At 59.9% G+C, this 22,888-nt stretch carries 29 protein-coding genes; 11 read left to right on the forward strand and 18 right to left on the reverse strand.

Annotated elements, in window-relative coordinates; all coding sequences use genetic code 11:
* Positions 1 to 170 precede the first annotated feature (170 nt).
* Together F3H98_RS21120 and F3H98_RS21125 are read left to right on the forward strand one after the other, a co-directional pair.
* On the forward strand, positions 171 to 785 hold the full coding sequence (locus F3H98_RS21120) for a peroxiredoxin-like family protein (protein ID WP_210249703.1): 615 nt from the start codon (positions 171 to 173) through the stop codon (positions 783 to 785).
* 26 nt (positions 786 to 811) lie between these two features.
* Positions 812 to 1,300 carry a cupin domain-containing protein gene (locus F3H98_RS21125; protein WP_149762302.1) on the forward strand — a complete coding sequence of 163 codons (489 nt, stop codon included), beginning with the start codon at positions 812 to 814 and terminating at the stop codon, positions 1,298 to 1,300.
* Between the two features lie 140 nt (positions 1,301 to 1,440).
* Here the strand turns inward: F3H98_RS21125 and F3H98_RS21135 are convergent, their stop codons facing one another.
* From F3H98_RS21135 to F3H98_RS21175, 10 genes are all read right to left on the reverse strand, one after another.
* Entirely contained in the window at positions 1,441 to 2,163 is a 723-nt protein-coding gene (locus F3H98_RS21135; RefSeq protein ID WP_149762303.1) for a glutathione binding-like protein, read from the reverse strand.
* Between the two features lie 183 nt (positions 2,164 to 2,346).
* Positions 2,347 to 2,535 carry a hypothetical protein gene (locus F3H98_RS21140; RefSeq protein ID WP_149762304.1) on the reverse strand — a complete coding sequence of 63 codons (189 nt, stop codon included), beginning with the start codon at positions 2,533 to 2,535 and terminating at the stop codon, positions 2,347 to 2,349.
* Between the two features lie 19 nt (positions 2,536 to 2,554).
* Complete coding sequence (locus tag F3H98_RS21145) at positions 2,555 to 3,415, reverse strand: ABC transporter permease subunit (protein ID WP_149762305.1); 861 nt, start codon at positions 3,413 to 3,415, stop codon at positions 2,555 to 2,557.
* Complete coding sequence (locus F3H98_RS21150; RefSeq protein WP_149762306.1) at positions 3,412 to 4,185, reverse strand: taurine ABC transporter ATP-binding protein; 774 nt, start codon at positions 4,183 to 4,185, stop codon at positions 3,412 to 3,414. The genes F3H98_RS21145 and F3H98_RS21150 overlap by 4 nt, the downstream gene beginning before the upstream one ends.
* A 102-nt stretch (positions 4,186 to 4,287) precedes the next feature.
* Positions 4,288 to 5,301, reverse strand: coding sequence for a taurine ABC transporter substrate-binding protein (gene tauA / locus F3H98_RS21155; RefSeq protein ID WP_149762307.1), 1,014 nt, complete (start codon positions 5,299 to 5,301; stop codon positions 4,288 to 4,290).
* A 307-nt stretch (positions 5,302 to 5,608) separates the two neighbouring features.
* Positions 5,609 to 5,734 (reverse strand): hypothetical protein, encoded by a 126-nt coding sequence (locus F3H98_RS32320; protein ID WP_280178018.1) that lies wholly within the window; start codon positions 5,732 to 5,734, stop codon positions 5,609 to 5,611.
* Positions 5,735 to 5,816: 82 nt separating this feature from the next.
* Positions 5,817 to 6,650 (reverse strand): class I SAM-dependent methyltransferase, encoded by an 834-nt coding sequence (locus tag F3H98_RS21160; RefSeq protein WP_149762308.1) that lies wholly within the window; start codon positions 6,648 to 6,650, stop codon positions 5,817 to 5,819.
* Between the two features lie 168 nt (positions 6,651 to 6,818).
* Positions 6,819 to 7,106, reverse strand: a complete 288-nt coding sequence (locus F3H98_RS21165; RefSeq protein ID WP_149762309.1) for a methyltransferase domain-containing protein — start codon at positions 7,104 to 7,106, stop codon at positions 6,819 to 6,821.
* Between the two features lie 238 nt (positions 7,107 to 7,344).
* Positions 7,345 to 7,725 carry a hypothetical protein gene (locus F3H98_RS21170; RefSeq protein WP_149762310.1) on the reverse strand — a complete coding sequence of 127 codons (381 nt, stop codon included), beginning with the start codon at positions 7,723 to 7,725 and terminating at the stop codon, positions 7,345 to 7,347.
* Positions 7,726 to 8,319 carry a hypothetical protein gene (locus tag F3H98_RS21175; protein ID WP_149762311.1) on the reverse strand — a complete coding sequence of 198 codons (594 nt, stop codon included), beginning with the start codon at positions 8,317 to 8,319 and terminating at the stop codon, positions 7,726 to 7,728. It lies immediately after the preceding gene.
* A 223-nt stretch (positions 8,320 to 8,542) separates the two neighbouring features.
* Here F3H98_RS21175 and F3H98_RS21180 point away from each other — a divergent pair, with 223 nt between their 5' ends.
* The 4 genes from F3H98_RS21180 to F3H98_RS31205 all read left to right on the forward strand — a co-directional run bounded on the left by F3H98_RS21180 (position 8,543) and on the right by F3H98_RS31205 (position 10,920).
* A complete protein-coding gene (locus F3H98_RS21180; protein ID WP_149762312.1) occupies positions 8,543 to 8,794 on the forward strand; it encodes a helix-turn-helix domain-containing protein in 252 nt (83 codons plus the stop codon).
* A gap of 1,157 nt (positions 8,795 to 9,951) precedes the next feature.
* Positions 9,952 to 10,185 carry a hypothetical protein gene (locus F3H98_RS21190; RefSeq protein WP_149762313.1) on the forward strand — a complete coding sequence of 78 codons (234 nt, stop codon included), beginning with the start codon at positions 9,952 to 9,954 and terminating at the stop codon, positions 10,183 to 10,185.
* Between the two features lie 95 nt (positions 10,186 to 10,280).
* On the forward strand, positions 10,281 to 10,532 hold the full coding sequence (locus F3H98_RS21195) for a type II toxin-antitoxin system Phd/YefM family antitoxin (protein WP_149762314.1): 252 nt from the start codon (positions 10,281 to 10,283) through the stop codon (positions 10,530 to 10,532).
* Positions 10,525 to 10,920: a hypothetical protein gene (locus F3H98_RS31205; protein WP_188130508.1), complete on the forward strand. Its 396-nt coding sequence runs from the start codon at positions 10,525 to 10,527 to the stop codon at positions 10,918 to 10,920. Before F3H98_RS21195 ends, F3H98_RS31205 begins: the two co-directional genes overlap by 8 nt.
* 472 nt (positions 10,921 to 11,392) lie before the next feature.
* Here F3H98_RS31205 and F3H98_RS21205 read toward each other — a convergent pair whose 3' ends face one another.
* The gene (locus tag F3H98_RS21205) at positions 11,393 to 11,713 is read right to left on the reverse strand and encodes a type II toxin-antitoxin system PemK/MazF family toxin (protein WP_149762315.1); all 321 of its coding nucleotides are present in this window, start codon (positions 11,711 to 11,713) and stop codon (positions 11,393 to 11,395) included.
* Positions 11,707 to 11,880 carry an AbrB/MazE/SpoVT family DNA-binding domain-containing protein gene (locus F3H98_RS21210; RefSeq protein WP_244621824.1) on the reverse strand — a complete coding sequence of 58 codons (174 nt, stop codon included), beginning with the start codon at positions 11,878 to 11,880 and terminating at the stop codon, positions 11,707 to 11,709. The genes F3H98_RS21205 and F3H98_RS21210 overlap by 7 nt, the downstream gene beginning before the upstream one ends.
* 576 nt (positions 11,881 to 12,456) lie before the next feature.
* Here F3H98_RS21210 and F3H98_RS21215 point away from each other — a divergent pair.
* Together F3H98_RS21215 and F3H98_RS21220 are read left to right on the forward strand one after the other, a co-directional pair.
* A complete protein-coding gene (locus tag F3H98_RS21215) occupies positions 12,457 to 13,350 on the forward strand; it encodes a transglutaminase family protein (protein WP_149762317.1) in 894 nt (297 codons plus the stop codon).
* Between the two features lie 79 nt (positions 13,351 to 13,429).
* Positions 13,430 to 14,248 (forward strand): transglutaminase-like domain-containing protein, encoded by an 819-nt coding sequence (locus F3H98_RS21220; protein WP_149762318.1) that lies wholly within the window; start codon positions 13,430 to 13,432, stop codon positions 14,246 to 14,248.
* Between the two features lie 678 nt (positions 14,249 to 14,926).
* Here the strand turns inward: F3H98_RS21220 and F3H98_RS21225 are convergent.
* The 3 genes from F3H98_RS21225 to F3H98_RS21235 form a co-directional block, all read right to left on the reverse strand.
* Complete coding sequence (locus F3H98_RS21225; protein WP_149762319.1) at positions 14,927 to 15,502, reverse strand: methyltransferase family protein; 576 nt, start codon at positions 15,500 to 15,502, stop codon at positions 14,927 to 14,929.
* A 3-nt stretch (positions 15,503 to 15,505) separates the two neighbouring features.
* Positions 15,506 to 16,033, reverse strand: a complete 528-nt coding sequence (locus F3H98_RS21230) for a TVP38/TMEM64 family protein (protein WP_149762320.1) — start codon at positions 16,031 to 16,033, stop codon at positions 15,506 to 15,508.
* 149 nt (positions 16,034 to 16,182) lie between these two features.
* Positions 16,183 to 16,515, reverse strand: a complete 333-nt coding sequence (locus tag F3H98_RS21235) for a methyltransferase family protein (RefSeq protein ID WP_188130509.1) — start codon at positions 16,513 to 16,515, stop codon at positions 16,183 to 16,185.
* Positions 16,516 to 16,793: 278 nt separating this feature from the next.
* Here F3H98_RS21235 and F3H98_RS21240 point away from each other — a divergent pair, with 278 nt between their 5' ends.
* Positions 16,794 to 17,285 (forward strand): MarR family winged helix-turn-helix transcriptional regulator, encoded by a 492-nt coding sequence (locus tag F3H98_RS21240; RefSeq protein WP_149762322.1) that lies wholly within the window; start codon positions 16,794 to 16,796, stop codon positions 17,283 to 17,285.
* A 394-nt stretch (positions 17,286 to 17,679) separates the two neighbouring features.
* Here the strand turns inward: F3H98_RS21240 and F3H98_RS21245 are convergent, their stop codons facing one another.
* Positions 17,680 to 19,470 (reverse strand): winged helix-turn-helix domain-containing tetratricopeptide repeat protein, encoded by a 1,791-nt coding sequence (locus tag F3H98_RS21245; protein WP_149762323.1) that lies wholly within the window; start codon positions 19,468 to 19,470, stop codon positions 17,680 to 17,682.
* On the opposite strand from F3H98_RS21245, the gene F3H98_RS21250 reads away from it, so the two are divergent.
* Entirely contained in the window at positions 19,448 to 19,819 is a 372-nt protein-coding gene (locus tag F3H98_RS21250; protein WP_149762324.1) for a hypothetical protein, read from the forward strand. The two genes, F3H98_RS21245 and F3H98_RS21250, sit on opposite strands and share 23 nt — an antisense overlap.
* A gap of 286 nt (positions 19,820 to 20,105) precedes the next feature.
* The gene (locus F3H98_RS21255) at positions 20,106 to 20,507 is read left to right on the forward strand and encodes a hypothetical protein (RefSeq protein WP_149762325.1); all 402 of its coding nucleotides are present in this window, start codon (positions 20,106 to 20,108) and stop codon (positions 20,505 to 20,507) included.
* Between the two features lie 458 nt (positions 20,508 to 20,965).
* On the opposite strand, the gene F3H98_RS31210 is transcribed toward F3H98_RS21255, so the two are convergent.
* Together F3H98_RS31210 and F3H98_RS21260 are read right to left on the reverse strand one after the other, a co-directional pair.
* The gene (locus F3H98_RS31210) at positions 20,966 to 21,142 is read right to left on the reverse strand and encodes a hypothetical protein (RefSeq protein ID WP_188130491.1); all 177 of its coding nucleotides are present in this window, start codon (positions 21,140 to 21,142) and stop codon (positions 20,966 to 20,968) included.
* An 807-nt stretch (positions 21,143 to 21,949) separates the two neighbouring features.
* Positions 21,950 to 22,810: an alpha/beta fold hydrolase gene (locus F3H98_RS21260; RefSeq protein ID WP_149762326.1), complete on the reverse strand. Its 861-nt coding sequence runs from the start codon at positions 22,808 to 22,810 to the stop codon at positions 21,950 to 21,952.
* Positions 22,811 to 22,888: the final 78 nt, after the last annotated feature.

The following is a 22,888-nucleotide window of genomic DNA, read 5'->3' on the forward strand; positions in this document are numbered from 1 at the left end:
CGCAATTTCTTTCCTCGCTCCGCGCCGCGGCAAACTTATCCTGAAAGAAATGCGATGGCCGGGCCATCGTCCATGCCGCTTCGGCGGCTAACTCTCACCGACGGAGCAAACCAATGGCGCAATCGCTCAACCAGGTTCTCGCGGCATTCCAAGCCACGCGGGCGCTGACAATGCCGGCCGAGAAGCTGAAGATTAATGTCGACCAGCGGCGCTTGCTGGTCGAAACCGCCGACCGTTCCGCCTTCGTCAAGGTGGGTGATGTGGTCCAGCCCTTCGAATTGACCGAAGTGGATGCCGGTCCGCTGTCGCTTGCAACCATCCTCAAGAACGGACCCCTCGTCCTCATCTTCTTCCGATTTGCCGGTTGTCCGGCCTGTAACATCGCCCTGCCCTACTACAACCAACATCTCGCCCCCGAACTACGCAAGCTCGGCGCGACGTTGGTCGGCGTCAGCCCTCAGGTCCCCGAAAAGCTGCGTGACATCAAGGATCGCCATCAACTGGATTTCCAGATTGCGACCGACGCCGACAATTCGCTGGGACGCCGCTTCGGCATCCTGTATTCCTTTGACGAGCCCTCTCGCCGAGCGTCGATCGAAGCCGGAAGTCCGATTGGCGAGGTCACCGGGACAGGAACCTGGGAGCTTCCGATGCCAACGGCGATTGTGGTCGATCAGGCGGGCACGGTACGATTTGCAGATGTCAGCCCTGACTGGCTCGTGCGCACCGAACCTGCCGATATCATCGCAGCTGTTCGGGCGATCCCGGCCCGCGCCGCGGCCTGAGCAAGGATCAGGACAAGCAAAACGACATGACACACGATCATAGACATGACGACCACGACCGCCCGCCGACCAACTGGCGCGAGAATGGCGTGAAGGTTATTCCCGGCAATTCACTTGACCCCAACACCGCGCAGACACCCGGAATGAACCGGGCAACGGCGATAAGCAAAGCGCGGGCGGGCGCTGAAAAGATCTGGGCCGGCACGGTCACCATCCACGCCAACGCCAAGACCGGCGCCCATCACCACGGCGATCTGGAAAGCATCATCTATGTGGTGAAGGGCAAGGCGCGCATGCGGTGGGGCGAAAGCTTGGAATATGTTGCGGAGGCCGGCCCCGGCGACTTCATCTATGTGCCGCCCTACGTGCCACACCAGGAGATCAATGCCAGCCGCGACGAGACCCTGGAATGCGTGCTTGTCAGATCAGGCCAAGAGCCGGTGGTAGTTAATCTGGACATTGAACCTGTAGAAGCACCCGAAGAGGTGCTCTGGATAGATCCAATTCACAGATGAACGTCAGGCGATGTCCGGGCGGCCAGTACGACGCGAAAACCCTCACGGGTCAAAATCCGCGCTAGCGATGCACTCAAGCCCGATCCCGCGCCGGCGACAACGGCGACTTCAGATCTCATGAGACTTCCTCTGGCTTGCTGTCATTCCGTCACAGGAAGCGCCCGCTGGTTGTAGAGTATCTTGCGGATACGATCCTGCTCCTCTTGCGACAGCTTGCTCGTGTCGGTGGACAGGTCTGCCCCGACGGCCAGACCGCGCCGTACGCCGGGCCTAGCCCCAACCTCCTCGAACCAACGCTTGAAATGCTTGAATTCGTTGATGTCCTGCCCCTGTGCTTGCCACCCCACGGTCCATGGATAGCTGATTATGTCGGCGATCGTGAGTTCGTCACCAGCAATGTAGCGCCGGTTTCGCAGCTGCATATTGAGCACGCCGTAGAGGCGGTTGGCTTCATCGGTGAAGCGGCGCACCGCGTAAGATTGATCACCTTCCCTGTCGCCTAGCCGGCGAAAATGTCCTGCCTCGCCGAGCTTCGGGCCCTGGTTCGCCATCTGCCAGATCACCCACTGGGTGACCTCGTATTTGCTGCGAATATCCTGCGGCCAGAGCTTACCTGTCTTCTCGGCGAGGTAAAACAGGATCGCCCCCGACTCGAACACGCTGATCGGCGCCCCGCCGTCCTTCGGCGTATGGTCGACGATCGCTGGCATGCGGTGATTGGGATTGAGCTTCAGGAACTCCGGTTTGAACTGGTCGCCAAGCGAAATGTTGACGGGCACCAGCGAGTACGGCGTCTCCGTCTCTTCCAAGTAGATCGAAACTTTCTTGCCGTTAGGCGTGGGCCAGTAGTAGAGATCAATCATGTGCAGTCCATTCGTTCGATTGTGGTGGAGGAGGCCTGGAAGCCGACAATACGCGCGAAGAAATCTGGCGGCGAGAACGCGTCGTTTGCCGGCAAGGTTGGCAAACGCCTGCCATTAGGTTGAAACAAAAGGCGACCGATCCCAACTGCCCGGCCGTGATTGTTGCCATGACGGATGGCTCGATCATTTTGACCAATACTGCCATGCCCAGTAGAAACTCTCGTCAGGCGGTGGAAGACGAATACGCTTGGCATTCTGCTCCGCACTTCCAAGGGCGTTGGGGTCGTCGCTGACCTGCGTCTCGCGTTTCGCCTCCAGAGCGCGGGGCCGGCTTCCGAGAAGGGCAAACAGGGCCGTTGCAGGGTGAGCCACGATCATGTCTCCGGTGGGGTCATTCGCGTCCCGCCCACGGGACGAGTGCGCGCTCGATCCTGCGGATGGTGAATTCCAGCGCGAATGCGATTGCCGCGATGACCAGGATTCCCATCACTACGACGTCAGTCACCAGGAACTGGGCGGCCGACTGGATCATGAAGCCGAGGCCACGCGTTGCCGCCACCAACTCGGCGGCGACCAGTGTGGACCAACCGGCGCCGAGCGCGATCCGTAGGCCGGTCAGGATCGAGGGCAGCGCGCTGGGCAGGATCACGTGCCAGACGACTTGTCCGCCTGTGGCGCCGAGCGAGAGGGCCGCGTTGATGCGCTCCTGCGAAACACCACGCACGCCGGAAGCGGTCGACAGCGCCACCGGCGCCAGCATGGCGATCGTGATCACCAGGATTTTGGAGGGCTCGCCGATGCCGAACCAGATGATGATCAGCGGCAGGTAGGCGAGCGGCGGGATCGGGCGCAGGAATTCGAGCAAGGGATCGAAGATGCCGCGCCCGACGGTGCTGATGCCGATCGCCAGCCCCACCGGCACGCCGACAAGGACCGCAGCGACAAGCGCGGCGAACACCCGCCACAAGCTGGCGGCGATGTGCTGGAGCAACGTAGCATCGACGAAACCGTCGCTTGCTACCGCAATAAATTTGCTCCACACCGCGACCGGCGAAGGCAGGAAAACCGGCGATACCAGTTGCAGGCGCGCCGACAGCGCCCAGACCGCCAGAACGACCAGAATGGTGACTGCGCTGACGACGCGCGCCGAGACTATCACTCGCGTGCGTCGCGGTCGCGACAATGGAACCGACAGCACGTGGACCTCGTCGAGCTTGCGACCGCGGCGTTCGGCGTAGGAGGAAAACGTCACGCCGCCTCTCCCTCGAAGATCGCGTCGGTGAGTTCGCCGCGCGCCGCTGCAAAGACGGAATCGGCCTTGATGTCGCGAAGCGGTTCACCAGCCAGATAGCGCCGGCTGAACCCGGTTTCGAATGCCCGCACGACACGGCCCGGACCTGGCGCCAGGACGACGATGCGGGTGCCCAGCACCAAGGCTTCCTCGATGCCGTGCGTGACCATCAGGACGCCGACGCCGCTCTCCTTCCAAATGTCGAGCAGCGTGGTCTGCATACGCTCGCGGGTCAGCGCATCGAGTGCGCCCAGCGGCTCGTCGAGCAGCAGGAATTGCGGCTCCGCGGCCAGCGCCCGCGCCAGCCCAACGCGCTGGCGCATGCCCCCCGACAATTCCCAGATGCGCCTGTCGCCCGAGCCTTCGAGCTTCACCAGTGCCAGAAGCGCATCAGCGCGGCGCTCGCGTTCGCTTGGTCGGACACCGCGCAGCCGGAGCGCGAAGGCAACGTTCTCGCGCGCCGTCAACCACGGAAACAGCGCATCGTTTTGGAAGACCACGGCGCGATCGGCGCCGGGCGCAATAATAGGTGTGCCGTCAACCGTGACGCTTCCGCCGGTCGGCGTCACCAAACCAGCCGCGACGTTGAGCAGCGAGGACTTGCCGCATCCTGAACGGCCCACCAGCACGACGAAGTCTCCGCTGGCGACTTCGATTGAGGCGCGCTCCACCGCCGGCCTCGTCTGGCCGTCGTAGCGAACGGACACTTGGTCAAGCACCAGTCTCGGCATCGGCCCTCGCACAGGTTTTACGGACGCAAACCCGCCCCGAAACCGCTTAGCGGTTCCAAGGCGGGCAGCACGCGGCATCGGGATGGAAGCCGCGCGACCTCATCAATTCGAGGCAAGCGCCTCGGTGGCGTATTTCGCGGTCACATATTTCGAGTAGTCCGGGAGGACTGCGTCAATCTTGCCCTGTTCCTTTAGGAAAGCGGATGTCGCCTCGATCGCCTCGACGGTACCCGCGCCGAGGAACTTGTCCGACGCCTGCTCCTCGAGCGTCGGGAAGACATAGCCCTTCAGCAGCTGCGGCACCTCTTCCAGCTTGGCGCCCGTAATCCTGGCAATCTTCTCGGCCTGCGGCGACGACGTCGACCAGGTATCCGGCTTCGCTAAGAACTCGGCATAGGCAGCGCCCGTCACCTTGACGAAGTCGCGCACTGCTTCCGGATTCTTTTCAGCGAAATCGGTCCGCACGATCCACGCGTCAAATGTCGGGGCGCCCCATGCTGCGACTTGCGAGGAATCGAGCACGACTTTGCCAGAAGTCTTGATCTGGCCGAGCGCAGGGTCCCAGACATAGGCCGCGTCGATATCGCCACGCGCCCAGGCGGCGGCGATTTCCGGCGGGCGCAGGTTGAGGATTTCGACTGATCTCGGTTCGACCCGTTCATGTTTCAGCGCCGCAAGCAGGCTGTAGTGCGTGGTCGAGACGAACGGCACCGCGACCTTCTTGCCGGCGAGGTCGGCGATTTTGTCAATACCGGCACCGTTGTGCGCGACCAGCGCTTCGGATTCGCCAATAAGGCCGACGATAAAGATAGTCTGGATCGGCAGATCGCGGCTGGCAGCGGCGGCAAGCGGGCTTGACCCGACATAGCCGATATCGACCGAACCGGATGCGACGGCGGCGATGACATCGGCACCGGAATCGAATTTCCGCCAATCGATGGCTGCCTTGGTCGTGCTCTCATAGACGCCGTCGGCCTGCGGGACTTTCGACGGTTCGACGACCGTCTGGTAGCCGATGGTGATCTTGAGATCTTCGGCGGAAGCCGGGCTGAGTGAAACTCCACCGGCCAGTGCCGCTGACGACAGGAGAAGGAAGCGTCGCGAAATGGTGGACATGAAGGGCTCCATAGAAAGACAAAACCTATGCCCGCCATGTTCGGTAATTCTATCGTCCTTGTAGAGTTAAATACTTCCAACCCTGTCGCAATCGTTAGAAAAACACACCCGCGATATGGCAACCACGACCTTCAGCATCGTCGGCCGTGATGTCTGATTTCGAGAGTTGCAAAGCCAATCTCTACGGCCACATGGGGCGCATCACCGCCATGGGTTGAGCCTTCCGGAATGACAGATTTCCTACCAGGCTCAGTCTATAACTGCTCCAATGGCGGCCCCGGATCGGACCCCGGTGCCGCCATAGCAGTCAAATCTCAGTTCCGCCTTTGTCGACCACCGGCGCGACCAGCAGATCGGGGCCGAGCGGGTACTGATAGCGCAGACCGCAAGTGGCGCGCAGCAGAAGCACGTCGACGACGTATTCTGACTCCATTCCCGACCTTTGCGGCCGGGCCGGATCATGGTCGGCTTATGCGTGCTGTCGTTGCATTCGAGGATCAGAGCCGTGGGGCAGGCTAATTCCGAAATGCAATAAGAATCACCGGATCGATCTGATGCGCCTCCAGCGCTTTCGCGTAATTCTCAAACTTTTCAGGCGCATTGGCTCCGGTCAGTAGGTGAAGTCCGAGGGGCGGAGGGCCAGGTGCATCGGCAGCTTTCGCTAATATCTCGCGAAAATACTGGATCGCAAATTCCCGCAGGCTTTCCTCTCTCTCGATGCTGAACCCCCCGTCACGAAGCAGGTCCTTCGTCTCGGCGCCGGATTTAAGGAAACTGGTTTCTGCCGTTTCCGCCCAGGGCACCGGGTAGATCATCCCGGGCGAAGGCCCTTTCATCACGTCGAACACGCATAACGGTGCACCGGGTCGCATCACGCGTGCGAGCTCGGCATAGAAGCTGTCACGCTCGCGGACGTTCATGGCCGCGTGAAAGGTCACGCCGGCGTCGAACGCTGCATCGGCAAACGGCATCTCCGTGACGCTGCCCACGTGAAAATTGCATTGGTCGGCAAGACCCATCCGTTCGCTGATTGCGCGAGCGACCTCAACGAACTGCGGCGTGAGATCAATTCCGGTCACCCGGCATCCGTGCTCCTTGGCAAGCACGCGGGCCGTTCCGCCGAGGCCGCACCCAGCGTCCAACACGTGCATTCCCGCTCGGAGCGGCATCATCTCCAGCGCCTTTAGCGTGGTTACGCGACCCGCGGTGTGGAACTCGTCGACTGGAGCCAGATCGACCGGCTGCAGATTGTCCGGATCGGCCCCGGTGCTCTTCAGTCCGGTCAGGATCGCCTCCAGCAATCCTGCCTTGCCGTAGTGATGCGCTACTGCGCGTTCCAGTTCGTGCATGGCTGGCCTCCCAGTTCAAAAGATAGGGTGAGCTCTCGGTCAGAACATTGAGATCCTTTTCAATGCAACCGAGTCTTGCCGGAAAGCGCGACTGCGGCATGGCAACATTCAACCCGCTGCCGTCATTTGGAAGTCTAATGTCTGGTATGCGATTCATCCCGACGTTGGCTATGCGAGCATGAAGCGGTTCGTCCCATAGAAGAATGCCCTCTGTTTCTCCAGGTCATCGAACTCGTTCCGCCAAGCATCGGCCTCTTCCATGACGAAGCCTGTGCACTTTGTCACGATGAAGCGCGCCAGGCCATGCACATAGGTATTTGGGTGGTAGGTCAGCGTGACAAACGGGATTGCTTCGCAGCGCGAAAGTTCGAACCCCGCCTTCTTCAACCGGCTTGGCAGTCCGCGGAAGGTCTGGCCATGCGCATGCTCATCGAACGCACACATGACCTTGCGCATACGATCGCGATTTCCGTTCTCCCAAACCACACCCGAAAAATCAGTATCCAGGATGACCGCGCGGCCACCGGGTTTGAGGCACCGGCGAAGGTCATCAGCGCTTCATCAAGTTCCTTGATGTAGCAATAGACCTGGAGCCTGCAGGCGAAATCGAGCGTCTCGTGTTCGATTGGCAACTTGCTTGCATCGGCATTTTTCAGCCTGACCTGGTCGATACCAGCGGCGATGGCTGTTACGATCATGGTTGTGGAGCGGTACGAACGCTCTTGAACGCCTCTGTCCATGTTTGGTAGCTGGCATCGGTGCCTTCGCTCCACGCCAGCATGGCGCACCAGGCGGCGACCGTTGGAGCCTTTGTCCCAAACCGCCTGCGCATCAGCACAGCCAGCACCTCGGCTCCCGCCCCTGCCCCGACCGGCAGCGCTTTGCCGTCCTTCTCAAACGGCACGGATGCCATCAGTTCCCGGGCACAACGTTGTGCCTCATCAAGCAGCGAGACAGCATCATATTCGCCGGGTGGTTTGGAGTAGGTTCCGTCGGGGGCAGGATGCACGTGTGCATCATGGTCGTTGCAAAGAGGCTTGCTTGTCATCTTTGCCTCCTGATTTGCTGCATTCAATCAACTGGCGCCTTGTTGGCCGATTGGCGCCCTGGCAGCAGATAAAGGCTTGGACTCACCAGGTGTGTTGTGACCGGTGACCCACGTCAGATCCTCCAGGACGGAGCGGATATGCGGCAGGGGAAAATCCGACGGATCACGATTGTCCTCGCCTTCCCGCAAAACCACCGCAAGCTTGGCGATCACGCCCGCTATTGTGCGGGCTGGCGTGATCGCCAGCTTGTCGAGGAGAAGCTGCTCCTCGTCGGCAGCCTGCTGCTCTGCCTCTTTGGCGGCCGAATAGCCCAGTTCGGCATCTTTGGCGCGCCATCGTGCCCAATGGCCGGCCAACGCTTCAGCTTCTTCGGCTCGGGCGATCTCCACGCTGGTCGCCCGACCTAGAGCTTCCTCTAGATCCTCCAAGGACGACGCTTTGCGTTGGCTGCCATCAGGCAAAGCAACATCGGCGGCGGGAAAGCCGACACTGATTGCAAGTTGAGTTTCAAGCTGCTGCTGCTTGAGGCAAAGCGCCAAGGTCCGAACATGGGCTTCGACCCAGGCCTGCGACAGCAAGAGAGCGGGATCAGGTGCTGCGCCCTCCCCGTTCTTGTCCATCCGATTTGGCGCCTGCTCAGTCGCAACCACGACAACTTCCCGTCTTCCGCCCGCACGTGACGAAAGGCAAAGTCGTGGTATTGTCGGAATCAGCCATGATCCGAGCTCCAACCAGCTTGGGTTTGGTCAGGTCGCGCCGGGTGTAGCGAGCACCCAGTGCGGCCGCGTCCGTAGACTGCTACCAATATGTCACTTTTTGTGACTTTATCAAGAAGAAAATGTCATGAAAAAGGACATACGCCCGGAGCAGGTACGAGCCGCCCGTGCTCTAATTGATTGGACGCGAGAGGATTTGGCGGCCGCATCCGGCGTGACGATCCGAACTCTTGCCAGAATTGAAAGTGCTCAAACTATTCCCCGCCAGACAACGCTTAAGGCACTTTCTGACGCCCTGGAGGCTGCAGGTGTCGAGTTTATTCCCGAGAATGGGGGCGGAGCAGGTGTGCGACTTTTTCGTCGTTCTAGCGACGCATGACCCAAGGTGGGCATTGAAAAGGCAGACTGCGAGGCGAAACGTGACGAGCTGAAACCCGTCACGACGGCCATGTGCGGCGCATTTGCTGTCAAGCGTCTCGCATTCTTTTCGGCACCCAACAGCCGAATTATCACGGCGCCGCTTAGGCGCGATTATGTCGCGGCAGCTCTGGGCCGGAACCGGACTGACCGTTTCTGGCGTCGGCAAACGATACCGGACGCCAGATCGAGAGTGAGAGGTGGCCTAGAGCGCCGTTCGTCCGCGCGAACGCTCAAGACCTCATCGACACAATGCACAATTCCGAGGGAACGCGTTTTCTGATTGGTCAGCGGGTGGAAGCGGGGGGCGTAAGTCCGGCACGAACCAGAGCGTCCAGCGCACCACGCCAGTCCGGCTGTTGTTGAGCTGTCGGTGCGCGAGAAGCGCGGACGCCTCGGTTCTCCGCGCCAGCGCGGAGGTTCTACCGAGCGCTTCGGCGGCATTCGATCCCTCGGCAATGGGACTCTTGTCCAAGAAACTCAGGATGTGAAATCGCACCGAACAGTGACCCTACGTCGACCAGGATTTATCGCACTGATTTCATTGCGAAAATGAGTGTTGGCCAAGGGTCTCGGAAGGCGGCAATCGTGACCCTTCGAAATTCCCGGAAAGAACAGCTGGAACAAACACTTGAGCGTTCCGGTGCTTGGGGTCACTTTTCGGTGCATCTTTACACTCTGACCGCTAACGTGATCAGACATCGTTCTCCACGACATTGAGAATCTCAATCGCTGCTTGCACCTAGGCATAGAGTTTCGCGTTCGTCTCGCTGGCGTCGATTTCCACGATCGGGGCAACGCGACCCAACATCGCGGCGATTGCGGCCAAAGGTCCAATTGTCATCTTCCTCGACGGCCGGGCGGAACGCAAAGCCAAGTGGTCGAGACACAGGCCGGAGCCGTCGAGATCAAGGAAAATGCGGACGTGGCGCGCATTCAGATGATCTTTCCCGGCAAGCCCGACGAGGCGACGCGGCGTGCGCTCAAGGCCAATGGCTTCCGCTGGGTCGCCGTCGCAAGGCACGTGGCAGCGGCACTTGAACGAGGCGGGGAGATGGGCCGCCGAACGGGTGATGAAGGCGATCAGCGCCGAAAGTGCCGCATGAGTGCGGCCCTTTCGTGCGTCCTGCCCGCCGCCATGTCACCGTATACGACACGCCGTCTCAGCTTGGCGGGAGCTTCACCGTCTCGATTGTCGAGACGCTGGCCGGAAACGCGGTGAAGGTGCGTGTCTGGTACGGACGCGCCACCGCGCAAGGCTGGGAGGCGTGGAAGGATTGGGACGGTTACACGTTCCAGACCAACCGCGCCGCACTCAGCAATGAACGAACAATGCCGCGCTCTTTCGAGTGATCGATCGTGATAAGAATGGTCGCGGTCGCGCGCTACCATTCTTGCTTTTATTACGTGAATTACGTATTGTAGGTACTTTAAAAGGAAGTAAGCCGATGAAGCAATTCACATTCTCGGACATGAATCGCGTGTCAGGCGAAATCCTTGAAACGGCATTGATCGAGCCGGTGGCCCTGACCAAGCGCGGCAAGGAAAAGCTCGTCATCCTGTCCGCTGCTCAGTATCACCAGCTCGTCGGCCAGCCGCATTTGGCCGCCTATACGCTCGAGGACGCACCGGATGAAATCCACAATGAACTCATGACTGGACTGGATGCAATAATTTCCGGCGACACGCCCGATGCTTAAAGCCGGCGATCTGCTCCGATATTATTACCTATGGGTCCGGGAAGCAGACGCCGGCGAGGAATCCGGACGCAAGGCGAGGCCGGTTTGCATCGTTGTCCGGACGCCAGCAACGCCCGCAGCCTTGTTTCTCTTTCCGCTGACTTCGCAAAAACCCGACCGGTCGCGCCCGCATCTCGCCATCAGCGAAATCGAATGCCGCCGCGGCGGCCTCGACTATCCGTCATGGCTGATCCTGGACGAATATAACCGGGTGCAGGTCGATGAAGCCTATGATCTGGTGACGACGACGCCGATCGGCGCGTTCAGTCCCGCATTTGTCCGCAAGATTGCTGGCGTGATCAAAGAGACGGCGGCGCAGCGTCGATTGCGCGGCATCGTTCGCAAATAGCCGGACTGATTTTCTTGGCAGGCGTCTGGACCTTACCCGCATCGAGCGGGCCAGGACCGGAGCGAGGAGCGCCGCTACGCCCCTCCCCTCGCACTCCCCTCCCCGACCACGGCCGCCGCTCCGTTTCACGATGCGGGGTCACTTCAGCCTGTTGTCATTGTCAGCAAGTCGAACGCCGTAGCCAGGTCCTGTACCACTCCAGCGAGAAGGCGACGGAGAACCGACCTGCGGCCGGTTGGCGATTTGCGGATTGATGATGCTGATAGGCGGCCGGGGCTACGAAGGCCGCGTTATCCGGCAGCTCCAAAGTGGCAGTTCGCAATCTTTATGACTGCGCACGACACGGCAGGCCCTGCCCCGGCGCGCAACCCTAAAGGGTCTCCTCTGCGCTTCGCTCCGTTGCGACCGCTGCGCGTTCCTGTCGGCCTGGTGCAGCTGTTTGGGGATGTCCTGAAGCCTATCGCTTCCTTCCCTATTCCTCGTAAAGCTCGCGCAGCGTGCGCAGGGTTTCTGTCAGAACGTCGTCTGGAACCTGCCCTAACCGTTTCACCAGTCTACGCTTATCGAGCGCTCGGGACTGCTCAAGGAGGATAAGGCCGTTGACCCCTTGGAATGACACCGACACCCGGAAGCCTGCCGGGCGGCTTCCCGAGGTCATGGGCGCAACGATGACCGTGCGCAGATGCTCGTGGATCTCGGGCGGCGAAATGATGAGACAAGGCCGTGTCCTCTGGATCTTGCTGCCGACCGTGGGATCCAGCGCGGCGAGCCAGACATCACCACGCTTCACCATGTGAGCTTGGCATCCTCGTCATTGCCGAACTCGGGCCATGCAAGTCCGTCATCTGCGTCGGCGGCGAGACGCTGCGCATCCTCGGCCCAGCCCTTGCGGGCGGGTCCGGCAACACGCTCAATGATGATCCGGCCCTCTTCGATGCGAAGCTCGACACTATCGCCCACTTGCGCGCCAGGTGACTCTATAGGCGCGCTGCTCGGCCCACGACTCTTCGGTGTAAGCAAAGCACTGGTCAGTCGCACACAGCCTGAGCGCGAGTTCTCCACCCATTCCGCGTCTCATGCCGTGATGCGACAGCAATGTCCGGTTTGGTCATGCCACGACACCCTGCCTTGCAGGTTGAACGTTGGCGATCGTCTTTCGCCTGCACCGCAAGCGGACCGATCGATTCCGGCCCCACGACGGGCGCCACGTCGACGGAGCGCCTATAACGTGCTTGGACCCGGCGCTGTGTCATTCAAAGCCGCCTCTCTAAAATTGTCTCGGAGCGAACACCGAATCGGCAGTCCCGACGATTGCAGCTGCCGCTAGTCTTCCACTACCACGACGAGAAGCTGAAAGCGTTCTGCGGTGGGATCTCGCGTAACATCGAGCGGTTTGAAAAGGACGGTGACTGAGGTTCGATTACCGTTCGCTGGGCAATCGACCCAGCCTATTTTTCGATCATGACGGCATTCCCCCGAGGTGGCATCATCTTCGCACGTGCATCGCTGGCAAGTGGTTTCATAAGTGGAGTCCTGATGCCGATTTTTTCGGTCGAACATACGACTGTCTATCGCTACGCCAGACAGGTGAAGTTCGGCGAGCATCGACTCATGTTCAGGCCGAGGGACAGCTATGATCAGCGACTGCTTGATTCCGTTTTGCTCATCGATCCGGAACCAAGCGAGGTGCGATGGATCCACGACGTCTTTGGCAACTGCGTTGCAATCGTCAGGTTCTCGCGCCCGGCAAAGGAACTGAGGTTCTACGCATGCATTCGTCTGGACCATACTTCTCAAGACACCCCTGATTTCCGCATCGACCCCGCTGCTCTTGATTTTCCCTTCGCTTACAACCCGGACGAGTCGGCAGATTTGGCGCGCACAATTGAACGCCATTATCCCGATGAGCACGACGAGGTCGGAAAATGGGCCAGGCAGTTCGTCAGCGCGGGCCGTCGCACTCAGACCGGCAAGCTGCTGATGACGCTCTGCTACGCCATCCACGAAAGCTTTGTTTATTCGCGCCGCATCGAGGCGGGGATCCAGCCGCCTCAAATAACGCTTCATCAGCGGCGGGGCACGTGTCGCGATTTCGCGCTGTTCATGATGGAAGCGGTGCGTTCACTCGGGTTGGCAGCGCGGTTCGTCACAGGTTACATCTATGTCCCGAGCCGCGACAGAGTTATTGCGCTGGGCGGCGGATCCACGCATGCATGGTGTCAAGTCTATCTCCCTGGCGCTGGCTGGGTCGAGTTCGATCCCACAAACGGCATCGTTGGCAACCGCGATCTGATCAGGGTAGCCGTGGCTCGTGAGCCCCATCAAGCAATTCCGCTCCATGGAAGCTATTGCGGCAGGGCCTCCGACGCACTTGGCATGACGGTTCAAGTCAATGTTACGACCGAAACCGACGACGGGATGAGCGCGTAGGCATGACCCGACGTCGGAACGTTTCTCTTGCGCTGGAGTTGCTGATAACTTTCAATTCGCGCACCAATCTGGAGTGTCGATGCGGATCCGAGCCGGCTACAGTCTCACCTACGAATGCGCTGCGGCCACGCCGATGCTGCTCGCCCTCGAAATTCATCCCTCGCGACGAATTGATTTGCTAACGGAGCAGAGCATCACATTCAATCGCCCGATCGAGCCGCGCGCCTATGTCGATGGTTTCGGAAACATTTGCACGCGGATCGAGGCGCCAGCCGGGTTGACCACGGTCTCTACCGCCTTCGAGATCTATGACACCGGCAAGCCGGATATCATAGCAAAGGATGCGGTCCAGCACGACATCAAGGATCTGCCGGATGAGGTGCTCGTCTTCCTTCTCGGCAGCCGCTATTGCGACACCGATCGCCTCGGCGATTTTGCCTGGGCAAATTTCAGCAATACGCCGCTGGGCTGGGCTCGGGTTCAGGCGATATGCGATTTCGTTCACAACCACATCATGTTCAACTACCAGAACGCAGATCCTCTAAGGACAGCACATGGTGGATACACCGACAAGACCGGCGTATGCCGCGACTTCGCGCACCTCGCAATAACTCTGTGTCGGTGCATGAACATTCCAGCCCGCTACTGCACCGGCTATCTAGGCGATATCGGCGTCCCGCCGGTGCCGGATCCCATGGATTTCAGCGCCTGGTTCGAAGTCTATCTCAGCGGACATTGGTTCACCTTCGATGCGCGCCACAACAAACCTCGCATCGGGAGGATATTGATGGCGATGGGCCGTGACGCGACGGATGTCGCCCTTTCCACGAGCTTTGGCGCCTCGAGGCTGGCTCAGTTCAAAGTGATCACAGAAGAGGTCGCCTCCCCACGCGGTTAGCACGCTAGTCAATGCCGGCTTCGCGAGCGCTTCGAGACCTTCCGGCTGCTCGAAGGAAATGTGACAGGATCGGCTCAGGTCACGACGATGCCCACACCTGATTCTGCTCTTGAATATTGGCAGCCCGAAACTGCCGGTCTGCTCTCGGCCCGCGGCTGCCGAGCAAAAATGCGCTGCATGTCGGTCGTTGAGATCCGCTTTGCCGCTTCCTGAAGCAGACTGTGAAATCGCACCGAACAGTGCCCCCACGTCGACAAGGATTTATCGCTCTGATTTCATTGCGAAAATGAGTGTTGGCCAAGAGCTCTCAGAAGGCGGCAATCGTGACCCTTCGAAAATCCCGGAAAGAACAGCTGGAACAAACACTTGAGCGTTCCCGTGCTTGGGTCACTTTTCGGTGCATCTTCACACCTACGACGACGGCATCGATGACCTGATCGTCGTCGAACGAGTGGGAGAAACTGCTGAATAAGCCAACTCGATCGGGCATTGCAGTTCAAGTGACTCGCAGGATCGGCGATCGAGGCCGAGCGAGAGCAGATTTGAAGATGGTTTGTCGCAGTGCCAAACCGGCGGACACCGACCGACGCTGGGTTTCTTTGCGCCACCAGCGAACACTCTTTGACGTTTGTGTCCTCGAAGGCGCTCCGCTGTACATCAGCCCGCCAGGAGCAGGCCTTACAGAAGATACGGGATCATTATCTTGGTCTGCCTTCGGTAATCGGCATGGCGCTCGCCAAATGTGTGAGTGAGCAGTTTCTCTTCCGCGTACGCGCGCCACACGAATGTCGGCACAATCAAGGAAATCACAACCAGCATGGCAGGCCAGCTGCTGAAGGCCAGGGCCTCGCCCAGCGCGAGCATCGATAGGCCGAGGTAGATGGGGTGGCGTATGAGGCGATACGGACCTGTCGTGACGAGGCCTGCGCCTTGATCTGCGCTCGGCACCAAACTCCATGCCGCGCCGAGCTCGGCCCGGGATCTGAGAACGAGGGCGGCCCCCGCCAGGGCGACAAGACATCCGCACAGCGCCAACACCAGCGCCGCGGGACCCTCGGCGTTGCCGGCAAAGGCGGCCAAGAAGGCGAAGAAGAGTCCGAAGGCCGCGAAGTTTGCGAGGACCGGGGTTCGGTCGCCACGTCCCCGGTCACCTCCCCTGGTGCGTTTAGGGCCACGCCCGCCGAAAATCAGCAGGGTTGGCCCTGCGAAGGCGAGCAGCGAGGCCGCGCGAAGGACTATGACGAGGATCGACATCTCTCAAAATGCGCGCAAGCGCATGACATACAGCGCGATGGGGAGCAGTAGGATAGGCAGCACATAGCTTGCGGTGAGCGCCAGGATTGGCTGATCGGCCCAGCCAGCACCGATGGCCGCAAACGCAAAGGCGGTTGGTACGCTGCCGACCGTCAGCGCCATCGTTAATTTTCCCATCGGCATGCCAGCAAGGCCGGCAAGGAACACGATGGCTTCCGGTATGCTGTAGGGGAAACTGCGCGTCAGGACGATCGCCCAAGCACCGGCCCTGTCGAACAAGCTTTCCATCTTGTGCAAGGATTGGCGGCCTACCAGGCGATCGACAGACCGCCGCGCTGAGGTGCGCATGAGAGCGTATCCGATGACACCTCCGCTGATCAGGCCGACGCTGCCAAGCAGTCCACCGAACACGGTGCCATAGATGATGCCTAGAGCGGCTATGACGGCGGTCTGGGGGACTGGGAGCACCACATCTACCCAAATGAGAAAAATGCCCAGTGCCCATGCCCAGCTGTCGTATTCTCGAAGCATGAGAACAGCATCATTGGCTTCCTGAGAAGTCGGGATTCTCGCACAGGACGCGAGCAGAACTGCAAGAGCACCAATGAAAATGGGGCTCGATCTCCACCGGGCCTGCGCGTTTCTCGATCGGCCGCCGATGCAAGCAGTCGTTCGACCGATCACAGCCACCTCCGTACGCGTCGCTTGTAGTCGAGGTGTGCGCCGCCGAAGCGACGCTCGAGGTAGGCCTCCTCGCGCGCGACGACGCCGTAGCGGATCAAGAAAGCAAGAGGCAGCGTGAGAACAAGGCCCCACGTGCTCTGCGCCACGACGCCGATGCCGCCGTACACGAGAAAAAAGCCGAGATAGATGGGATTGCGGGTCCAGCGGTAAATTCCAGTGGTCACGAGCACGCGGGCGGGCTTGTTCGTGGGCAAAAGCGTCGCAGCGCGGGAGAAGTTGCGGAGTCCCGCGGCAAAAAGCGCGAGACCGATTAAGATCAGGGGACCCACCGACGATCCGGGGTACCCCGTCGGCCTCCGGAATTGCGAACGCCAAAGGCAGCAGGCGATCCAAGGTGAATCCGACCAGAATAGCCGCAGGAAAAAAGGTATCGGTCGCCCAACGACACCCGTTCCGGTGTCGGTTACTTGTTGCGCATTCGGGTCCACTTCTATGCTCCCGCGGTTGCTGGAGGCTACGCAGAAATGACAACTAAGGTGTCATCTATAGCTGTTGACAACAGAGGTGTCAACCGGGGAAATTGATACAGCCAAAGGAAACGGATGCCATGGTGACGGCTCGACACAAGACCGGGGCGGCCCCAATCAAAGACAGTAAGGGCGAGGCGATCGCTGACCTCATGTTCGAAGTCGCCCAGTGCTTCTTCAGGATACGGGCTCTCGGCCAGAAGACCGGGCTCATCACCAGCTGGGGCGGCGGTGCCTTCGGCTTCATGCGAAGCCTCGCGTTGCTTGGTCCGCTAACCGTGCCGCAAATCGCCCAGATGCGACCCACCAGCCGACAGCGCATGCAGCGGCTTGCGGATCAGCTTGCGGCCGAGGGGCTCGTAGAATTCATCGACAATCCGAAGCATCGGCGCTCGAAGCTTGTGCAGCTGACGCCCAAAGGCGGCGCGCGCTACGGCGAGCTCAACGCCCGGCTCCTTTCGATCGCCCCCACCATGGGAGTCGCTTTAAGCGAACCAGACATCCGCAGGACTACAGAGATCGTGCGGCAGCTGAGCGATGATGTGAAAGCGCGGTCGGAGCGGCTGTCGTAGCGTGCGCGACCCGCGGCGGAAGCCTCGCCGCCCGTCGTCGCCGCGGCGCAAGGGGAAAGAACGACGCACCAAGAGGTACAGCCATCCGCCTCGAATTCCCGTTAACGAAATGCAGCTGGGCTATCTCAGATACATCCCGCCTGGCTCGCCAATCGCCATGGCCTGAGCTTTCGCACAGTTCGGCAGAAACCAGTGGCAAGGGCCGCTGCGACCCGTTCCAGAAGTTCGGGTGCGGAGCGCATATGGCGCAAGGCGGCCGCACTGCCGACCTTCCGCACCCAATACTCCTCGCGAAAGATGATCCTACTTCGAGGGCAACCAGCGCTCATGAAACAAAGGCTTCAACGGTTTAGCGGCCAATCGGACTTCTGCCGGGTCGCGCACGGACAGACTGTCACTCCGGCAGCCCCGCGATCCGCATGTGTTCGATCCAGCGGTCGAGGCTTCCGGGCGCGGTCCAAATCTTCTCCCATTTACTGCGTTCTTGGCTGATGGACTGACCGGGCGAGTCCTGGAGGAAAACCGCAAGCGCTTCCTTTGCCTCCCGATCGTTTCCCAGACAAGCGTGTATCCCCGCAAGCATTCGGTGTGCGCCGGTCGGGATTCTGGACATTTTCCGCATCGCCGCCAGCGCACCCCGGCAATCGTTCTTTTGCCAGAGTGCCCAGCCCATCTGCCAGTGGAGCAAGTCAGGGTGGAAAGGATCGATGCCCTTGGCCTGCTCGATCCGATCGATCGCTTCGTCGGTGCGGCCAATATACAGCAGCGGGTCCGTACTACCCATGAGGATGTTTGAATTGCTGGGATTAAGGGCGATCGCCTGATCGAACCGTGCAAGGGCCTGCTCGATCTCTCCGGTTTCGGTATGGATGCGGGCGCGGACATGATGCGCCTCGGCGTCGTCCGGAGCGAGCAGGATTGCCTTATCGGCATACTCGGCGGCGCGCTTCAACGCCTCATCCCGGTTATGTTCCTGCTCGTGCCACCCGAATGTCGCATCATGGCGATAGGACCAGGCCAGCCCGATATAGCCGAACTGAGCGTTTGGATCCGCTTCGATCGCCTTGAGGCTCAGTTGCCGCACCAGTTGGTTCCCCGCGGCCGTGAAAGCACTGCTGCGCATCTCGGCAATCGCCATCAGGTGATAGTGGAGCGCGCTGACCTGCGCGGCGTCGCTCTTTGGCAGGGGGCGCTGGATCCTGCGCCCGACCCGATCCGCAAGCGTGCGGATGATCTCCTGCTGGACGACGAAAAGATCACCTATCTCCCGGTTGTATGTGTTGGCCCACAGATGCGATCCGTCCTGCGCATTCAGCAACTGGGCGGTCACGTTCAGTCGGTCTCCAATCTTCTGCTGGCTGCCTTCGAGCAGGTAGTCGACGCCGAGCTCAACTCCAATCTGCCTGGCGTCAACCGACTGGTCGCGATACCTGAAGCTCGAGTTCCGGGCGATGACGGCATAAGTCTTGCTCCGCGCAAGCTCGGTGATGATCCCCTCGGCGACGGCATCGCTGAGATATCCCTTGTCCGCACCGACACTGAAATCCTCAAAGGGAAGAACCGCAATTTTCGGCATGTCGGTCGAACGAACCGGAGCGGATCGCCATATTTCCGCGCCGTAATATGTGCCGATCGCGGCCGCAACGAGAACGATTGCAGCAAGAATGAAGCCGCGTCGCGAGAATCGTGTCTTGGCGCGTTCCGCACCCGCCGAGGCGTTTGGATCCGCACAGAATGGATCGGCATTCAGCCGGTAACCTCGCTTGGGGAGGGTTTCCACGATCGCGTGCGCGTCGTCCCCCACCGCGCGGCGAATATCGGCAATGCATTGGGTAAGGCTGTCGTCGGTTACGAAGGTATCGGGCCAAACCGCCTGCATCAGCGCATCCTTGGACACGATCTCGCCCGGTCGCGCCGCGAGCACGGAAAGCACCTCGGCGGACTGGCTGCGGAGATTGACCGCTTTGCCGTCGACGGTTCGGAGTTCGTTGCTCTTGGTCAGGAAGGCAAAATCGCGAAACGTAACCGTTTCGGCAGATTTCAGGTCAATTTCAGGAGCCTTTCGGGACATTTCACCCTCCTGGCGCGCCTCCTTAGCGTAGCCAATTCGGCCGTCGCTTCCAAGCGATCCTGGCGGCACTGGATTGGGAAAGCAGGAAGACATGAAACGGACCGGGTTCTTCATCGCTCTCGCTCTCCTTTTGGCGGCGCACACGGCTACAAAAGCGGATTCCCGCACCGCACATTTCTGTGGCCCTGATCATGTCAACGAGGTTGCCTGGGACGACGTTCGTTCCAACCCCGGCGGTTATTATGTCGCCAGCCTCAAGTCGATGGATGACCGCGCCATGTTCACCGCTATCGCTGTCACAATCCATCTGACCAACCAGGGGAAGCTAATCAGGCTCCCCCACGTGAAACCCATGATCTCCATGGCCGAATGCAGAGCTTGGACCCATCAACAGGAGTTCATGCGCGTACTCCCCGGCTATCTCGCCACCTTCCATTACTGCGACTGCGCATCAGAACCATGATGTTGCAAGGTTCTGTGTTCGCGCTTGGACCGAAGGGATCTCGATGAGCTGGCCATCTTCGGATGGAAGCCAATCAGGCGTTCTTGTCGCCGGCCAGCCTCGACTGAGGCGACATTTCGCGGGGTGGCGAGAATGTTTGGTATGAGCTGAGGGCACCCCAAAGAGGATACGCAAGATTCCAGAAATTTGGACTTCGCTTACGCGCATCATCGAATGTCAATTTCAAACCTCGCCCGACTAGCGCCTTTCTTGAGTGTTAGTGAAAGATGGAACGAGGAGCATTGCCATGCGGACGCTACTAGTAGCCGCGCTTCTGGCATCGGGGTCCGTCGCATCCCATGCCCAGGACGATGTCTGGAAGGCGAACAGCAACACGGCGACAGCTGTTACCGGGGATATTGCGATTGGAACCGATCGGATCGTCTTTGCAAATGGAGCGATCCTGAGGCTCGTTCCCGTGGAGGGCCGACCCGGCGTTTTCAAGGTCGAACCTCCGGCGAATCCTTTGCTGATGAACGGCAACCGCCTGTGCGGCGAGCAGGACGTGACCTATGTCGTTCTTGCCCTGGCAAGCAATGATGACGCATTGTTCATGAAGGTATTTGAAGGAGTTGCTGTGCCCGCCGAAGCAGTCGCTGATGCGAATCCGCAGGAGGGAACCTGCGCGACATATAGTTTCTCGCGTTAAGGGAAGTGAGCCAGCATGAACTGGCCACTTGGCAGGAGATACCTATGACGCGCCGCTTGCCCACGACAGATCGGATTTCATATTCAGTGGGTCTCTTGCCAAGCCTAAAGAAGCTTCTGCAATCATCGCTACCGCGGCGAGGAAACGATATCTGTGACGGCGAACGTCAAAGGCATACACAAGTATCTGACGAACAGCGCCGTCACAGTGTTTAGCTGAGCGCCTTTTCTCAGCGATGGACACACTCGACGGCGAGAAATGTGAAATCGCACCGACCAGTGACACCACATCGACCAGGATTTATCGCGCTGATTTCATTGCGAGAATGAGTGTTGGCCAAGCGGTCTCAGAAGTCGGCAATCGCGAGCCTTCGAAAATCCCGGAAAGAACAGCTGGAACAAACACTTGAGCGTTCCGGTGCTTGTGGGACACTTTTCGGTGCATCTTCACACCTCCCCCTAGCCACCCTGTGCAGCGAGCCGTGGCGTGACGCCAGCGACTTCCTCGCAGAGTTCGACATGCCTCGCCAGCGCCTGATTGGATAGGACAGCACTGATGGTGGAGATGTCACGGCCCTGATATCTCGGCATCTGCTGAATTTCCTTTAACCTTTCCAGAAGTGCGAGGCGGGTCATTATATTCCTCCTTTGCTGATGGACACGGTCGCTTGGAGCATCGGGGTAACGAGGGTTCTTGAGCCAAAAAAATGACATGCGCAAGGAACGGGCCGCTCGGCTCGTCGGCAAAGCGCAGCGCCTTGGCGCGTCTCGTCATTGACCATCAGCAGATAGTCCATTTCGCAGAGAGTGTGGGCCTTGGTTTTGTCAGCCTCCGCGCGGCGCGGCTCCGCCCGTTTCAGCAGCGTCCGGCCCCAGCGGCCAGGGGCGGAATCGCCCAGCGAGCCGAACAGTTTCCGGGGTGTGTGGTACTGGCCTTTGCCAAGGGCCAGCGCGGGTTCATCAAAGCGCTGATCGCCCCTGCAAAGACCCCAAAAGCTACGGCGCTTGATAGAGAATGCCCCGGGGCAAGAGAGAAGCCGGCATCGCCGATGCCGCCGTAAAAAATTATAGAGCCGCTACAATGACATAGCAGTACCCAGTTTCATCTCGTCCGGCGCGTCATTTCAATACAGAACCTTGAACGGCGAACGCCGCCGACCAGCACACTTGTGCCCTTGCCGACCCTGGCTTGCTCGATCATGCGCCAAGCCACAAGGCCTGCCAAGGGGACAACTGTGCCCCGGTATGGGCGCTGCCTACTCTTTCAATCGGCCGAGGTGACCGGCAAGAACACTGTTCGATATCTCGGCGTAGACGTCGAAAATGCCCTGACCCCTCGCGGAGGGAGCTGACGTCTGAGTTCGGAAGCGGATTTCCGCATGAGCTGGAGTAGTCGAATGCGGACAGTTGGCTTCTGGAGGGTATCGCCAAAAGCCGACGCTGCTACGTTGTTCGGAAGAACGCAGCGAGTTCTTGGGCAAGTTCGTGGGGCGCTTCCTCTGCCATGTGATGACCGCAGTCCAAGCTACATCCCCTGACGTTGGTCGCCCAGCCACGCCAGATCGTGACGATGTCGCCGTGTAGATCTTCCAAATCGTCGCGAGCCGACCAGAGGACCAGAAGAGGGCATTCGACCTTCCGCCCCGCAGCCTTATCCTCCTCATCATGTAGTCGATCAATGCCAAGCCCTGCGCGATAGTCCTCAACCATTCCGTGGACGGTCGAAGGGTTATGTATTGCAGCTCGGAAGTCTTCATAAGCCTCCTCCCCCATCGCTTCCGCGCTTCCGCCGTACCACGCATCGGGGTCTGCCAAGATCGCTCGCTCCGGCTTTTCGGGCTGAGCGAAGAAGAACCAGTGCCACCATGCTGTCGCGAATCGGGCATCGCAGCGACTCAGAGCGTCAACGATGGGGATGCCATCCAGGATCGCGAGTTGGCTGACAGAGGCTGGATGATCCATGGCAGTTCGAAACGCCGTGTACGATCCCCGATCGTGCCCTGCCAGGCCGAAACGATCGAAACCGAAATGCTGCATCAGGGCGACACAATCTTTTGCCTTGGCCCGCTTTGAAGAGCCAGAATGGTCAGGCGTATCGGCGGGCGTAGAAGACTGCCCGAAGCCTCGAAGGTCGGGGCAGACCACGGTATACTCGTTTGCAAGGATTGGAGCTACACGGTGCCATGTTGCGTGCGTGCGTGGGTGCCCATGCAGGAGCAGCAGCGGCGAGCCCTTCCCACCAATTCGTACCCGCAGAGTTGCCTCCGGAAGCGTTACTGTTGCTAGCCTGAATCCCTCGAACATCCGATGACCCCGTCGCGAAGCAAATATTGCGCATCTGTCGAAGAGGTAGGCCAGCGTCCGCGTTCGGGTAGGGTACGT

The sequence above is a fragment of the Neomesorhizobium albiziae genome (assembly GCF_900114255.1).
In the GTDB taxonomy this organism is placed as follows: Bacteria; Pseudomonadota; Alphaproteobacteria; order Rhizobiales; family Rhizobiaceae; genus Neomesorhizobium; species Neomesorhizobium albiziae.